This window comes from Streptomyces sp. NPDC001020 (genome assembly GCF_053599115.1).
In genome coordinates this window covers 101,239-114,040 of the sequence record NZ_JBSFLQ010000011.1, presented here as the reverse complement: position 1 = coordinate 114,040, position 12,802 = coordinate 101,239, and the positions used below count along the sequence as shown (strand labels likewise).

Here is a 12,802-nt window from a genome sequence, read left to right as displayed (position 1 = left end):
CGCACGCCTGCGCGCTGTCCGGGTCTCAGCCCGGAAACCTTTCGCCCTTGACCGCGCCGACGAACGACGCCCAGGCACCGGCCTCGAAGACGAGCGCTCCACGGGAGGGGTACTTGCTGTCCCGGACGGGGACGACGGAGGGTTCCGCAGGCTCAGATCCCGCTCCGTACGAAGCAACCGGAGTTCCTCCGCGAACCGCCTCCGCGGCTCCTGACTGCGTCCCGTGATCACCCGTCTCGGCGGCATGGTGCTCCTTGGTGGGTAGCGCTGTACGGCGGACAAGGAGATGAGATCTCGTCGACGGCGTTGCGGCCCTGCTCAGGGCGATGCCCGTACGGCCGGGACCACGCAGCGTAGTTCATCCATCGCTCTGTGCGCGGGAGTTCGGGGAAAGGAGCCACCGCGACGGTGTACGGCGGCAGCCCCCGGTCCGCGCTACGTTGCCCGCATGATCCTCGCGCCCCTCCCTCTCACACCCGACCACGACATACCGGCCCCCCTGCTCACCGAACTCACCGCGCTGTACGCCTCCAACCGCGAGTTCCACACCCTCAGCGGCGACTTCCCGGACCCGGACGACGTCCGTCCGGAGCAGGTGGCGACCGCGCTGGCCGACGACTTGGCGCACCCGGGCGCGGAGGTCCTCTGCGCCCGCAGCGCAGGGCACCTCGTGGGGATCGCGATAACGCTCGCCCACCACCCGGACCCGGCGGACCCCGACCCGTGGATCGGCCTGCTGATGGTGGACGCGGGGGCACAGCGGCAGGGGTACGGCCGGCAGCTCGCGTCACTCGTCGAGGACCGCTTCCGCGCCGCGGGCCGCACCGCCGCCCGGCTCGCGGTGCTGGAGAACAACCTCAAGGGTCTCGCCTTCTGGACGGCCCTCGGCTACGAGATCATCGACCACCGCCGGGACCGCGGGCTCGGCCGCCCCTGCGCTGTACTGCGCAAGGAACTGCAGCCCCTGCCCGAGCGGGACGTGAACCGGCCCGCGTGAGCGCGAGAGCCGCAGGCGGGGTGGTGGCGGGCGCGTGGCTCGGGGACGACCGCGGCCCCAGGGTGTGGCCCACGGCGGCGGGCCGGGCCCGGCATGACACCATCACCCCCGTGCTCGACATCGGCTACGCCCTCTCCAACCGCTTCCCCGACCCCCCGCAGACCGACTACCGCCACGCGGACGTCCACGCGCTGCGACACGACCTGTTCTGCGGTGACGTCTACCTCGCCGACACCGAGACGGACCGGGAGTTGTCCACAGCCTGGGGATGGGTGCCGGTGCTCGACTTCGCGTGGGCGCTGTGCGACATCGTCGAGCGACTGGACCGCGACCCGCTCGGCAGCCGCGCCGCCCGGCCACAGCAGGCGGAGCTGGACTTCACCGAGTCCACCGACCGCATGCTCTTCGAGCGCCGCTTCGGCTGGGTGGACATCGAGGCGGAGTGGCTTCCGGCGGCCGAGCCGCCGCTCACCTTCTCCCACACCGAACTGCGTCGTGAGTCCCGGGACTTCCTGCACGACCTGATCGCCGACCTGACCGACCTCCATGAAGGACTCCGGGACAACCCCGCGATCTGGACACTCGAGGCCCGCTTCCCCCGGGTGTCTTAAGGCCTTGTAGCAGAAACACCGACATACGCCGATGGGTCAGAGGCCCCGGCCGGTCGCCGTCCGGGCATCGTCGGTATTTCCGGGGTGTATCCAGGTCAGGCTGCTCAACCAGACAGCCAGACATTTTTTCGTGACAGCTTTTCGGCTACGTGATGGGGCGTTTTCGCCAGACGGGCGGGAGGCACCGGAGCCTCCCTTGGCCACTGGGCACACTTCAGGGCAAATTTAGGTATATCAGGAAACCAGTAATGGCTGAAAGTTGCGCGTATCGAGTACGAGGGGCCGCTCGACATTACCCGGTAGGCTCTTTCCATGGGACCCCTGGAGCCAAAGGTAAACGAACTCGTCTTTGCGGTGATCTGCTTCGCGGCAGTCTTCTTCACTTTCGCAAAAGTCCTGGTGCCGCGAATCACCAAGACGCTTGAGGCCCGACAGGACGCCATCGAGGGCACCGTCGAGCGGTCCGAAGCCGTCTATGCGGAGGCGCGACGGGTTCACGAGGAGTACCAGGCGGAACTTTCCGAGGCGCGCCATGAGGCTGCCCGCATCCGGCAGGCCGCGGTCGACGAGGGAAGCCTCCTCATTCAGGAGGTCCGCGCGGAGGGGCAGCGGCAACGCAACGAACTCGTGGCATCCGCCAGGGCGCAGGTGGAGGCCGATCTGATCGTCGCCGAGGCAGCGCTCCGGGAGGATGTGCTCAGACTCGCCACCGACCTGGCCGAACGAATCATCGGCGAGCCGATCACGGACGAGCGCAGGGCGCGGGAAATCGCCGAAGCGTTCTTCGCCGAGGCGGACGCCGACTCCTCGACGAAGGCATAGTCGAGCTCAAACCTCCATCACCACGGATGGTGATTCACCGCAACCTCGCACAAAGGGCCCAGACAGGACCTATTCGTCTGGGCCTGCTGTGACCATTTATGACCTGGGCGAATTCCATCCGAAAAGCGCCGTTCAGTCCTGTCGACACGCACCCCGTGCCAGCAGTGCCCGAGCCGGGCCACAGGCCGTCGGCTTCACCTCGACCAGCAGGGCGGCGGCCAGGCCCGCCAGAAGTATGACGCCCGCCGCCCACCAGATGGCGACGGAAGTACCGTGGACCGTGCCCTCGCGGACGATCAGCGCCCGTTCGGAGCGGTCATGCAGATGCGCGGCGATGTACGCCGCACCGCCGGTCGTCGCGATGGTGTTCAGCAGGGCCGTGCCGATGGAACCGCCCACCTGCTGCGAGGTGCTGACGGTGGCCGACGTCACGCCCGACTCGCGTGGCGCGACCCCGGCGGTCGAGGTCGCGTAGATCGGCATGAAGGTGAGGCCCATGCCCAGGCCCATCAGCACGAGTCCGGGCAGGATCTCCGTCGCGTACGTAGCGTTCACCGTCATCCGGGCGAGCATCGCCATGCCGCCCGCCGTCAGCACCGTACCCGGCACCATCAACGTGCGCGGCGCCACGCGGGGCAGCAGGCGGGCCGAGACCTGCGTCGAAGTCACGATGCTCGCGAGCGTCATCGGCAGATAGCTCAGGCCCGTCCGCAGGGGCGAGTAGCCGAGGACGACCTGCATGTAGTAGGTCAGCAACAGGGACACCCCGAACACACCGACGATGGCCAGGCACATCGTCAGGAAGCAGCCGGCCCGGACACGGTCCCTGACGATATGCAGCGGCAGCAGCGGCTGCGGCGCCCGCGTCTGCCACCACACGAACGCCCCGAGCAGCACCACAGCCACCGCGATCAGGCTCAGCACCACCCAGTCGCTCCACCCGCGTGGCTGCGCCTCACTGAACCCGTACACGAGCGCGACCAGCCCTCCGCAGCCCAGCAGGACGCCGGGGACGTCGAGCCGGGCTCCCGGGTGGCCGGGCCGGTCGCGCAGGACGGTCAAGGCGGCGACCACGGCGGCGATCGCGACGGGGACGTTGACGTACAGGCACCAACGCCAGTTCAGGTACTCGGTCAGCACCCCGCCCGCGATGAAGCCGATGGCCGATCCGCTGCCGGCGACCGCACCGTAGACACCGAAGGCCTTCCCGCGCTCCTTCGGGTCGGTGAACGTGGTCGTGAGCAGGCTGAGCGCCGACGGGGCGAGGACGGCGGCGAGGGCACCCTGGAGCGCGCGGGCGCCGAAGAGCATCCCGGACGTGGTGGCCGCGCCACCCACCGCGGACGCCCCGGCGAAGCCGATCAGTCCGATGACGAACGTCCGTTTGCGGCCCACCAGGTCGGCGACTTTGCCGCCCAGCAGGAGCAGCCCGCCGAAGCCCAGCGAGTACGCGGTGACCATCCACTGGCGGTTGCCGTCGGAGATGCCCAGGTCGTGCTGGGCGGACGGCAGCGCGATGTTCACGATCGTGGCGTCCAGCACCACCATCAACTGGGCAAGGGCGATGACCGCCAGGGCCCACCACCGGCGGGGATCGACGTCGTCGGTTGCCGCGGGCTCTCCCGCTCGGAGGGCGATCACCCCGCCAGGAGATCATGAATCACCATATTCCGCACTTTCAGGGCAACTCGCGTCTCACTCAGGGTTCCAGCACCACCTTGCCGATCGTTTCCCGGTTCTCCAGGGCCCGATGGGCCGCGGCCGCCTCCGCGAGCGGGAAGCGCTGGACGGCCGGTGCGAGGCGGCCGGCAGCGGCCTCGGCGAGGGCGCGTGACTCCAAGGTACGCAGGGGGTCGGGGCCGCCCGCCTTCCGCAACATCACGGGCCCGAGGACTTGCTCGGAGACACCCTCGACGAGATACGGCTCCCCGTTCCGGATGCCCTCGGCGGACCAGCCGAAGACGAAATGCCTGCCGCCCGGGGCGAGCAGGCCGACGGCCGTGCGTGCCACGGTGCCGCCCACGCCGTCGAAGACCGCGGTGACCCTGCCCCGGTAGGCATCGAGGTGCTCCTCCCACCCGGGTTCCGTGTAGTCGACGGCGAGGTCCGCGCCGTTCTCCCGCACCCGCGCGGCCTTCCGAGCCCCGCCCGCGAGCCCGATCACCGTGGCGCCCGCGTGCACGGCGTACTGCACCAGAAGGGTGCCGATCCCGCCCGCGGCTGCGGGGATCAGGACCACGGAGCCGGGGCCGAGGTCGGCGAACTGCAGGATCCCCATCGCCGTACGCCCCGTGCCGATCATGGCGACGGCCTGCGCGGGGTCGAGGTTCGGTGGTGTCTCCTGGAGACGACCCACGTCCGTGACGGCGAGTTCGGCGTAGCCTCCGGGCACGAAGCCGAGGTGGGTCACGACCCGCTTGCCGAGCCAGTGACCGTCGACGCCCGCCCCGAGGGACTCGACGGTGCCGGCGACCTCACGGCCGGGGATCGTGGGCAGACGCGTCGGGCCGGGCGCCGGGCCCGTCTCGCCCTCCCTGAGCGCCGCGTCCATGAGGTGCACACCGGCCGCCGCGACGGCGATACGGACCTGTCCGGGGCCCGGTTCGGGATCCTCGACCTTTTCGTACGTCAGGTTCTCGGCCGGGCCGAAGGCGTGCAGACGGATGGCATGCATGAGCGGGCTCCTCGCTGTCTGAGGTCAGGAGACCCACTCTTCAACCTCAAGCATGCTCGGGGTCAAGGAATCCGGGGCCGCAGGCGCCCACCGGGTCAGCCCTGCTCGCTGCTCCCCAGTTCCTTCAGCGCCCCGTCGGTCAGCCGGTACACCGTCCACTCGTCCTGCGGGCGGGCGCCCAGGGACTCGTAGAAGCCGATCGCCGGGCTGTTCCAGTTGAGGACCGACCACTCCAGGCGCTCATAACCGCGTTCGACGCAGGTGCGGGCCAGTTCCGTCAGGAGCGCCTTGCCGTGACCACCACCGCGGGCCCCCGGGCGGACGTACAGGTCCTCCAGGTAGATGCCGTGTACACCGCGCCAGGTGGAGAAGTTCAGGAACCACAGCGCGAAACCGACGACCTCACCCCCGTCGTCCTCGGCGACGTGGGCGTAGGCCGCCGGGCGCTCACCGAACAGCGCCTCGTTGAGCTGTTCCTGGGTCGCCCGTGCCTCGTGCGACGCTTTCTCGTACTCGGCCAGTTCACGGATCAGGGCGTGGATGACGGGGACGTCGGCGGGGGTCGCGATGCGGATCATGCGCGCAGTTTCACACATAGGGGGTGGCGCACATCAAGCCCCGCCCCGCCGCCTGCTCACGCACCGGACGTCAACTCCTGAGGGCGGCCAGTGTCTCCCTCGGATTCCATGGCCTTCCGCGGCCCAAGGTCAGCGGATAGCAGGCGAGACCGATCACCACCGAGACGAGATGGCCGAACCTGGTGAACTCGGGAGCGGCGGCGAAGGGTGTCCCGTACACCAGCAGGACACCCGCCAGATACGCGTACCTCCAGGGTGCGGCGATCCGGTACGTGAGCACCGCGGCCACCCCGGCCAACGCGTAACTCACGCCGAAGTCCAAGGCGTTGACCGCCGAGTGCGGGGCGAGGCCGGCACGGATCTCCAGCAGTAGCGCGCCCTCGCTGGCGAGCGTGGCCAGCACGTGCGCGGCGATGCACACGACCAGCCAGCGCGCGGTGCCCAGCCAGCGCTCCGCCTGCGCGTGGAAGACCGGGTAGAGCACGGCGTACGGCAGGACGTGCCCGCCCTCTATCCACATCGCGCTGGCGATGAACGCGCGCACGGGGTGGGACGACAGCTCGTGGATGTTCGTGGACCGCTCCCGCAGGAAGTGATCCTCGACCCTCGGCGGCATGTGGTGCAGCACGACGGTGGTGAGGAACAGGAGCAGCAGCCAGAGGCAGGTCCCCGGGGCGCTGCGGACGTACGCCGCCGCTGCCCCGGGCAGCCGCCTGAAACGCGTGCCCAGGTCCACACACGTCAGTATCGTCGGGGAAATGATCCGGGTGCCTGGCGAGCTGGCCGCCTCACAGGAGAAGTTCAACGGGGACGCGGGGCGGGCGTTCATCGCGGACCTGCCGCGGCGGGCGGCGGAGTTCCTGGAGCGGTGGCGGCTGCGGATCGACGGGCCTTCCATGTACGGGGTGTGCGCGCTGGTCCTTCCGGTGCGCCGCGCGGACGGGACACCGGCCGCGCTCAAGCTCCAGCCGCTGGACGCGGAGAGCGAGGGCGAGCCGCTCGCCCTGCGTATGTGGGACGGCGAGGGGGCCGTAGGGCTGTTGGAGCACGACGAGGCGACCTGCACGCTCCTGCTGGAACGCCTCGACCAGACGCGCACGCTCACGGACCTGCCCGACTCGCGCGAGGCCGTCCGTGTCATCGCGGAACTGCTGGCCCGGCTGACCGCCCGGCCGGCCCCGGCGGGAATGCGCCGACTGGGCGACATCGCGCAGGAGATGCTGGAGCAGGTTCCCGGGGCGCTGGAGCGGATCCCCGACCCCGGAGACCGCCGCCTGATCGAGGACTGCGCGGCCGCGGTGCGCGAGGTGATCTCCGAACCGGGCGACCGCCTTCTCCACTGGGACCTGCACTACGACAACGTCCTCGGCGCCGACCGCGCCCGCTGGCTGGCCATCGACCCCAAACCGCTCGCCGGCGACCCGGGCTTCGAGCTCCTCCCCGCGATCGACAACCGCTACGACCCCGCTGAGACCGGGTGGCGCTTCGAGGCGCTGACGGACGTCCTGGGCCTGGACAGGGAGCGGGCGCGGGCGTGGACGCTGGGGCGGGTGCTGCAGAACTGCCTGTGGGAGATCGAGGACGGCCGCCCGCTGGAAGTGATGCAGTTGGAGATCGGGCGCAGGCTGCGCGGCTGACCTCCGCCCCGCGGACACGCCGCCGGATGGCCGATCCGGCTCTCTCCGGCGCATCAGCGGCATAGCGTAAAGAATATGACTAAACGCCATATCAGGTACCTGGCGTGAAACGGCGGCGTTCACCGGTCCGGGTGCCGGGCCCGCGGGACTGTGCTGACCGGCCGTACCCACCTGTGGCCCCCGGAGACACGTGTGGACCCAGAGAAGGAGTGGCCACGTGACGACCGTCAGCCCTGCCCCGCCGCCGCCTTCCATGCGGCTGCGGGAACTCGTCTTCGGGGCGGCCAGTGCCGCCGCCCTCCGCGCCGCCGCCCGGCTGGGGGTCGCCGACGCGCTGGGTGACGAACCCATGAGCGCGGAGGACCTCGCGGCCGCGGTGAAGACCGAGCCCGGCCCGCTGCGGCGGCTGCTGCGGGCCCTGTCCTGCCACGGCCTCTTCACCGAGCACGACGACGGGACGTTCACACACACCGACATGTCCCGGCTGCTGCGCGAGGACGACCCGAACAGCCTGCGTCACATCACGCTGTGGTGCACCGAACCGTGGACCTGGGACGCCTGGCCGCGGCTGGACGAGGCGGTGCGCACCGGCCGGAACGTCGTCGAGGACCTGTACGGCAAGGAGTTCTTCACCTACCTCAACGAGGACGCCCCGGAATCGGCCGACGTCTTCAACCGCGCCATGACCACCTCCAGCCGGCAGTCGGCACAGGATGTCGCGAAGCTCCTCGATCTGTCGGGCAGTTCGTCGGTCGCCGACATCGGGGGCGGCCAGGGGCACGTGGTGGCGAGTCTGCTGGAGAAGTACCCGTCGATGCGGGGCACCCTGCTCGATCTGCCTCGCGTGGTGGAGAACGCCGACCCACGGCTGCGCGAGGGCGGTGCGCTCGCGGACCGGATGCGCATCGTGGCCGGAGACTGCCGCGAGGCCATTCCGGTCCGAGCCGATGTGTACGTCATCAAGAACATCCTGGAGTGGGACGACGAGAGCACCGCCAGGACACTGGGCAACGTCATCGAGGCGGGCGGGCCCGGGGCGAAGGTCGTCGTCATCGAGAACCTCGTCGACGACACCCCATCGATGAGGTTCAGCACCGCCATGGACCTGCTGCTGCTCCTCAACGTCGGCGGCGCGAAGCACACCACCGAGAGCATGGTCGCCCGGCTGACCGGGGCGGGCCTGGTCGTCGACGGCATCCGCCCGGTCAACCCCTACCTGCACGCGTTCGACTGCACCGTCCCCTGATGACCGGCCGCGTCCGGCCGCCCCCCAACCCACCGACGGTCGCCGGGCCCGCGGCTGCACCGCGGGCCCGGCGACCGTCGGCCGCGTGGACGGCTCAACGGGTGGCGTCACGCTCCCAGCGGTAGAAGCAGTTCGCCATCGCGTCCTTGGGTGAGCGCCAGGTCGCGGGGTCGTACGCGCTGACATACGCCGAGAGACGCTCGCTGATGTCCTTGAACGCGGGGTGTCCGACCACCTTGGCGATGGCGGGGCCGGGATCCCGCTCGGACTCGACGAGATGCATGTACACGTCCCCGAACTGGAAGAGGCTGCGCCGGGAGACCCCGACGAGGTGGGGCAGCTCTCCCCGGTCGGATTCCGCGAACACCTTGGCGATGTCCGGGGCCGAGCCCGGGGCCATACGGGCGACGATCAACTCTTGGTACATCGGCCTGTTCTCCGTCCGGGTCAGTCGGCCAGGGCGTGCGCCGGCCGGTGCTCGGCCGCCACCTTCTCGATGCGGTCCCGGATGAGGGCCATCTGGATCTTCGAGTTACGGTTGATGTTGTCGGTCATCCAGGCGTCGTCGACCGGTGCGTCCGGCCTCATCTCGAAGTCCTGCGACCACACCATCCGGGTGCCTTCGGTCACCTCCTCGTACCGCCACCGGATGTTCATGTACGCGAAGGGACCCGGCTCGACGCGGCGGGCCTTGACGCTGAGCGCGGCGCGGTCCGTCTCCCGCTCCGAGACCCAACTCCACACCGTGCCCTTCTCGTCGGGGTGCATGGTCAGCCGGAAGGTCGTCCGGTTGCCCTCCCGGGACAGGACCTCGACGGCCGCGTACTCGCTGAAGAGCTGCGGCCAGTTCTCCAGGTCATTGGTCATGTCCCAGACGAGATCCAGCGGTGCGGCGATGGTGATCTCGTTCTCCGTGTGTCCGGCCATGTCAGGCTCCTGCCATCAGGGTGCTGTTGACGAGGTCGAGGAACTGCCGGGGGGTCTTGCAACGCTCCGCGTCGGGCGGCATCGGAGTGTCGTGCCGGTTCTCCAGTTCGCCCACGATGCCGAGCAGGCCCAGCGAGTCGATGCCGAGCGAGTCGAAGGCGGAGTCGTACTGCTGCTGGAGGTCCTGCGGGGCCACGGTGACGCCGGCGGCCTTCTTCATCAGCTCGGCGAGTTCTTCCACGGTGATGTGGGCACTCATGCGGTTCCTCTCCTTTGCTCCAGGACGGCCTCGCTACGAGGCGTCGCTTGGTTCGGTCGTTCGCCTACGGGGCGAGCCGCAGCACGAGCGCCGAGTTCGATCCCATGAGTCCCCGGCTGAGTACCAGCGCCGTGCGCGGCTCGGCGGCGCGGGCACGGACGGTCACCAGGTCGAGGTCATGGCAGGTGTCGAAGACGTTGGGGGTGGGCGGGATCAGGCCGTGCTCCATCGCGAGCACCGCCGCCGCGACGTCCAGTACGGGCGCGGCGCAGTAGCCGCGGCCGATTCCCGTCTTGGGCGCCGTGACCGGTACGCGTCCGCCGTGGGCGCCCAGGGCGTCGGCGATCGCCAGCGCCTCGGCACGGTCCGCCTCCGGTACACCGAGGGCGTCGGCGAAGACGACGTCGACCTCCTCGGGTGCGCAGCCGGCCTCGTCCAGGGCTGCGCGCATCGCCTGGGCGAGCCCCTCCCGGGACAGCTCCCAGCGGGAGGCCCCGGTGAACGTCGCCGCGTGTCCGGCGATGAAGGCCCGGACCTGAGCGCCCCGTTCGCGTGCCGTGTTCTCCTCCTCCACGACGAGCATGGCGCCGCCTTCGGCGGGCACGAACCCGCAGGCGTCCTCGGTGAAGGGGCGGTAGGCCCGCGCCGGGTCATCGGCGCAGCTCAGCTCCTCGTAGCCGAGCTGGCAGACCACCGAGTAGGGGGCCAGCGGCGCCTCGGTCGAGCCGACCACGATCGCGTCGGTGCCCCGCATCACGGCCCGCGCGGCGTGCGCCAGGGCGTCCAGGCCTCCCGCCTCGTCGGCGGCGACGACCGAACAGGGCCCCTTGAACCCGCGGCGTATCGAGATCTGACCGGTGCTGGCCGCGTAGAACCAGGCGATGGACTGGTACGGGCCGACGAACCGGCTTCCCTTCCCCCACAGCCGCTGCAGCTCGCGCTGTCCGAACTCACCGCCACCGGATCCGGCCGCGGTGACCACGCCCAGGGAGAACGGCGCGGCGTCGGTGTCTGCCTGGCCGAGCCGGGCGTCCGCCAGAGCGAGATCGGCGGCGGCCATCGCGAAGTGCGTGAACCGGTCGGTCTGGACCAGGTAGCGCTCCTCGACGGCTGCCGACGGGTCGAAGGAGCGGACCTCGCCGGCCACCCGCAGCGGCAGGTGCTCGCACCCCTCGCGGGTGACGCGGTCCAGGACGCTCATACCTTCCTGGGTGGACTTCCAGAAGGCGTCGGTGCTCGTTCCGTTGGGCGCGACGACGCCAATTCCGGTGACGGCGGCGCGCCGAACGTGCGGTGCGTTCATCGTGTCCTCTCCCTCGGCCGGGTCAGGACCACCGCGGACTGGAATCCGCCGAACCCGCTGCCCACGGAGAGGACACTGTTCAGTCTCCGCTCGCGGGCTGTGCGTGGCACGTAGTCCAGGTCGCATTCGGGGTCGGGGGTCTCGTAGTTCGCGGTCGGCGGTACGACCTGGTGGGCCAGGGCCAGCACACAGGCCACGACCTCGATGGCCCCGATCGCCCCGAGGGAGTGGCCCACCATGGATTTGATGGAGCTCATGGGCGTGTCGTAGGCGTGGTGGCCCAAAGCCCGCTTCACCGCGGCCGTCTCGTGACGGTCGTTCTGCCGGGTGCCCGAGCCGTGGGCGTTGACGTAGTCGATCGCCGAGCCGTCGAGGCGGGCGTGGTCCAGGGCGACGTCGATCGCCCGGGCCATCTCCAGGCCTTCCTTGGTCAGACCGGTCATGTGGTAGGCGTTGCCGAAGGTGGCGTAGCCGCCCAGCTCGCAGTACACGTGCGCGCCACGGGCCCGCGCGTGCTCCAGCTCCTCCAGGACCAGCACCGCGCCGCCCTCGCCCATGACGAACCCGTCACGGTCGGCGTCGAAGGGACGGGAGGCGTGCGCCGGGTCGTCGTTGTTCGGGGACGTGGCCTTGATCGCGTCGAAGCAAGCCATGGTGATCGGGGAGATCGGCGAGTCCGACGCCCCGGCCACACAGACGTCGGCCCTGCCCTCCTCGATGGTGTGGAAGGCGTATCCGACCGCGTCGAGGCCCGAGGTGCAGCCCGTGGAGACGGTCTGCACCGGCCCGCGGGCCCCGAAGCGTTCCGCCACCATCGAGGCGAGCGTGCTGGGCGAGAACGCGCGGTGCAGATGCGGGTCCGCCTCGCGGTGGTCCACGTCCCAGCGCTGCCCGCGGTTGCTGACCTGGACGTAGTCGTGCTCCAGACGGGTGGTGCCGCCGACCGCGGTCCCCAGGGAGACCCCGACCCGCCAGGGGTTCTCCCTGGCCAGGTCGAGCCCGGCGTCCCGGACGGCTTCCCCACCGGCGACCAGTGCGAACTGGATGTACCGGTCGGCGCGTTCGACGTCCTCCGGATCCAGTCCGTAAGCCGCCGGGTCGAAGTCGCACTCGGCGGCGATCCGTGAGCGCAGGCCGGCCGGGTCGAAGAACGTGATGCCACGCGTCGCGGTACGGCCGGCCGCCAGCAGCTCCCAGAACGCGGGCACGCCGATCCCACCCGGGGCCACGATCCCTATCCCGGTGACCGCCACGCGCCGGGTCATGAACGGACCTGGTCTCTGTCGGCCGACCGGACACCGCCCGCCCCGGCTCCCTCCGTGGCGCCGACCGCGACGGCGTCGTCCTCCTCCGTGTCGACATGCCCGAGCTGCGGGCGCGGGGCGAGCGGGCCCAGATGGAAGACGAGGCGGGCCTCCACATCACCGACGTTGCGGAAGCGGTGGCGCATATAGGCGGGGATCATGAGCCCCTGCTCGGGCCGCAACGGGTGGGGGTCGCCGTCCAGGTCCACCTCCAGTTGCCCGCAGATGACGTAGACGAACTCCTCGGAGTACGGGTGATAGTGCTCGCCGATGCGGTCGCCGGGCTGCACGATGGCCACGCCCATGAAACCGCTGGTGGACCCGACCGTGGCCGGGGTGAGCATGGCGCGCAGATCGCCTCCGCGCCTGCGGTTGGGGTCGGTCTCGCTGAGATCCACGATTCTGGGACGGGGTTTGATCACGTCATTCCTCCGGTGGTGTGCT

At 70.3% G+C, this 12,802-nt stretch carries 15 protein-coding genes and 2 pseudogenes; 5 read left to right on the top strand and 12 right to left on the bottom strand.

What is annotated here, in order from left to right:
• Nucleotides 1-25: 25 nt before the first annotated feature.
• Both ACWDEX_RS13350 and ACWDEX_RS13345 read right to left on the bottom strand, forming a co-directional pair.
• Nucleotides 26-106, bottom strand: a pseudogene (locus tag ACWDEX_RS13350) (DUF397 domain-containing protein); the annotation flags it as partial.
• A 38-nt stretch (nt 107-144) separates the two neighbouring features.
• A pseudogene (locus ACWDEX_RS13345) lies at nt 145-246 on the bottom strand (XRE family transcriptional regulator); the annotation flags it as partial.
• Between the two features lie 202 nt (nt 247-448).
• On the opposite strand from ACWDEX_RS13345, the gene ACWDEX_RS13340 reads away from it, so the two are divergent.
• From ACWDEX_RS13340 to ACWDEX_RS13330, 3 genes are all read left to right on the top strand, one after another.
• A complete protein-coding gene (locus tag ACWDEX_RS13340; RefSeq protein ID WP_450463391.1) occupies nt 449-997 on the top strand; it encodes a GNAT family N-acetyltransferase in 549 nt (182 codons plus the stop codon).
• A 110-nt stretch (nt 998-1,107) separates the two neighbouring features.
• On the top strand, nt 1,108-1,608 hold the full coding sequence (locus tag ACWDEX_RS13335; protein WP_450463473.1) for a hypothetical protein: 501 nt from the start codon (nt 1,108-1,110) through the stop codon (nt 1,606-1,608).
• 312 nt (nt 1,609-1,920) lie between these two features.
• Nucleotides 1,921-2,430, top strand: coding sequence for a F0F1 ATP synthase subunit B family protein (locus ACWDEX_RS13330; RefSeq protein WP_450463390.1), 510 nt, complete (start codon nt 1,921-1,923; stop codon nt 2,428-2,430).
• Nucleotides 2,431-2,562: 132 nt separating this feature from the next.
• Here the strand turns inward: ACWDEX_RS13330 and ACWDEX_RS13325 are convergent, their stop codons facing one another.
• The 4 genes from ACWDEX_RS13325 to ACWDEX_RS13310 form a co-directional block, all read right to left on the bottom strand.
• The gene (locus tag ACWDEX_RS13325) at nt 2,563-4,071 is read right to left on the bottom strand and encodes an MFS transporter (protein ID WP_450463389.1); all 1,509 of its coding nucleotides are present in this window, start codon (nt 4,069-4,071) and stop codon (nt 2,563-2,565) included.
• A 58-nt stretch (nt 4,072-4,129) separates the two neighbouring features.
• Nucleotides 4,130-5,104 (bottom strand): zinc-binding dehydrogenase, encoded by a 975-nt coding sequence (locus ACWDEX_RS13320; RefSeq protein ID WP_450463388.1) that lies wholly within the window; start codon nt 5,102-5,104, stop codon nt 4,130-4,132.
• Between the two features lie 95 nt (nt 5,105-5,199).
• The gene (locus tag ACWDEX_RS13315; protein ID WP_450463387.1) at nt 5,200-5,682 is read right to left on the bottom strand and encodes an N-acetyltransferase family protein; all 483 of its coding nucleotides are present in this window, start codon (nt 5,680-5,682) and stop codon (nt 5,200-5,202) included.
• Between the two features lie 70 nt (nt 5,683-5,752).
• A complete protein-coding gene (locus tag ACWDEX_RS13310; RefSeq protein ID WP_450463386.1) occupies nt 5,753-6,418 on the bottom strand; it encodes a rhomboid-like protein in 666 nt (221 codons plus the stop codon).
• A 22-nt stretch (nt 6,419-6,440) separates the two neighbouring features.
• Here ACWDEX_RS13310 and ACWDEX_RS13305 point away from each other — a divergent pair, with 22 nt between their 5' ends.
• Nucleotides 6,441-7,319, top strand: coding sequence for an aminoglycoside phosphotransferase family protein (locus ACWDEX_RS13305; protein WP_450463385.1), 879 nt, complete (start codon nt 6,441-6,443; stop codon nt 7,317-7,319).
• Nucleotides 7,320-7,536: 217 nt separating this feature from the next.
• Nucleotides 7,537-8,565 carry a methyltransferase gene (locus ACWDEX_RS13300; RefSeq protein ID WP_450463384.1) on the top strand — a complete coding sequence of 343 codons (1,029 nt, stop codon included), beginning with the start codon at nt 7,537-7,539 and terminating at the stop codon, nt 8,563-8,565.
• Nucleotides 8,566-8,659: 94 nt separating this feature from the next.
• Here the strand turns inward: ACWDEX_RS13300 and ACWDEX_RS13295 are convergent, their stop codons facing one another.
• The 6 genes from ACWDEX_RS13295 to ACWDEX_RS13270 form a co-directional block, all read right to left on the bottom strand.
• Complete coding sequence (locus ACWDEX_RS13295) at nt 8,660-8,992, bottom strand: TcmI family type II polyketide cyclase (RefSeq protein WP_450463383.1); 333 nt, start codon at nt 8,990-8,992, stop codon at nt 8,660-8,662.
• A 20-nt stretch (nt 8,993-9,012) separates the two neighbouring features.
• Nucleotides 9,013-9,492 carry an SRPBCC family protein gene (locus ACWDEX_RS13290; protein WP_450463382.1) on the bottom strand — a complete coding sequence of 160 codons (480 nt, stop codon included), beginning with the start codon at nt 9,490-9,492 and terminating at the stop codon, nt 9,013-9,015.
• 1 nt (nt 9,493) lies between these two features.
• Nucleotides 9,494-9,751 (bottom strand): acyl carrier protein, encoded by a 258-nt coding sequence (locus ACWDEX_RS13285; protein WP_450463381.1) that lies wholly within the window; start codon nt 9,749-9,751, stop codon nt 9,494-9,496.
• A 64-nt stretch (nt 9,752-9,815) separates the two neighbouring features.
• Complete coding sequence (locus ACWDEX_RS13280; RefSeq protein WP_450463380.1) at nt 9,816-11,054, bottom strand: ketosynthase chain-length factor; 1,239 nt, start codon at nt 11,052-11,054, stop codon at nt 9,816-9,818.
• Nucleotides 11,051-12,319: a beta-ketoacyl-[acyl-carrier-protein] synthase family protein gene (locus tag ACWDEX_RS13275; protein WP_450463379.1), complete on the bottom strand. Its 1,269-nt coding sequence runs from the start codon at nt 12,317-12,319 to the stop codon at nt 11,051-11,053. The genes ACWDEX_RS13280 and ACWDEX_RS13275 overlap by 4 nt, the downstream gene beginning before the upstream one ends.
• The gene (locus ACWDEX_RS13270) at nt 12,316-12,780 is read right to left on the bottom strand and encodes a cupin domain-containing protein (RefSeq protein ID WP_450463378.1); all 465 of its coding nucleotides are present in this window, start codon (nt 12,778-12,780) and stop codon (nt 12,316-12,318) included. The genes ACWDEX_RS13275 and ACWDEX_RS13270 overlap by 4 nt, the downstream gene beginning before the upstream one ends.
• Nucleotides 12,781-12,802: the final 22 nt, after the last annotated feature.

Excerpts from the sequence above, each read along its gene's own strand:
- ACWDEX_RS13340 (WP_450463391.1), top strand. The coding sequence starts at position 449 with ATGATCCTCGCGCCCCTCCCTCTCACACCCGACCACGACATACCGGCC.
- ACWDEX_RS13315 (WP_450463387.1), bottom strand. The coding sequence starts at position 5,682 with ATGATCCGCATCGCGACCCCCGCCGACGTCCCCGTCATCCACGCCCTG.
- ACWDEX_RS13290 (WP_450463382.1), bottom strand. The coding sequence starts at position 9,492 with ATGGCCGGACACACGGAGAACGAGATCACCATCGCCGCACCGCTGGAT.
- ACWDEX_RS13330 (WP_450463390.1), top strand. The coding sequence starts at position 1,921 with ATGGGACCCCTGGAGCCAAAGGTAAACGAACTCGTCTTTGCGGTGATC.
- ACWDEX_RS13320 (WP_450463388.1), bottom strand. The coding sequence starts at position 5,104 with ATGCATGCCATCCGTCTGCACGCCTTCGGCCCGGCCGAGAACCTGACG.
- ACWDEX_RS13285 (WP_450463381.1), bottom strand. The coding sequence starts at position 9,751 with ATGAGTGCCCACATCACCGTGGAAGAACTCGCCGAGCTGATGAAGAAG.
- ACWDEX_RS13280 (WP_450463380.1), bottom strand. The coding sequence starts at position 11,054 with ATGAACGCACCGCACGTTCGGCGCGCCGCCGTCACCGGAATTGGCGTC.
- ACWDEX_RS13275 (WP_450463379.1), bottom strand. The coding sequence starts at position 12,319 with ATGACCCGGCGCGTGGCGGTCACCGGGATAGGGATCGTGGCCCCGGGT.
- ACWDEX_RS13305 (WP_450463385.1), top strand. The coding sequence starts at position 6,441 with ATGATCCGGGTGCCTGGCGAGCTGGCCGCCTCACAGGAGAAGTTCAAC.
- ACWDEX_RS13295 (WP_450463383.1), bottom strand. The coding sequence starts at position 8,992 with ATGTACCAAGAGTTGATCGTCGCCCGTATGGCCCCGGGCTCGGCCCCG.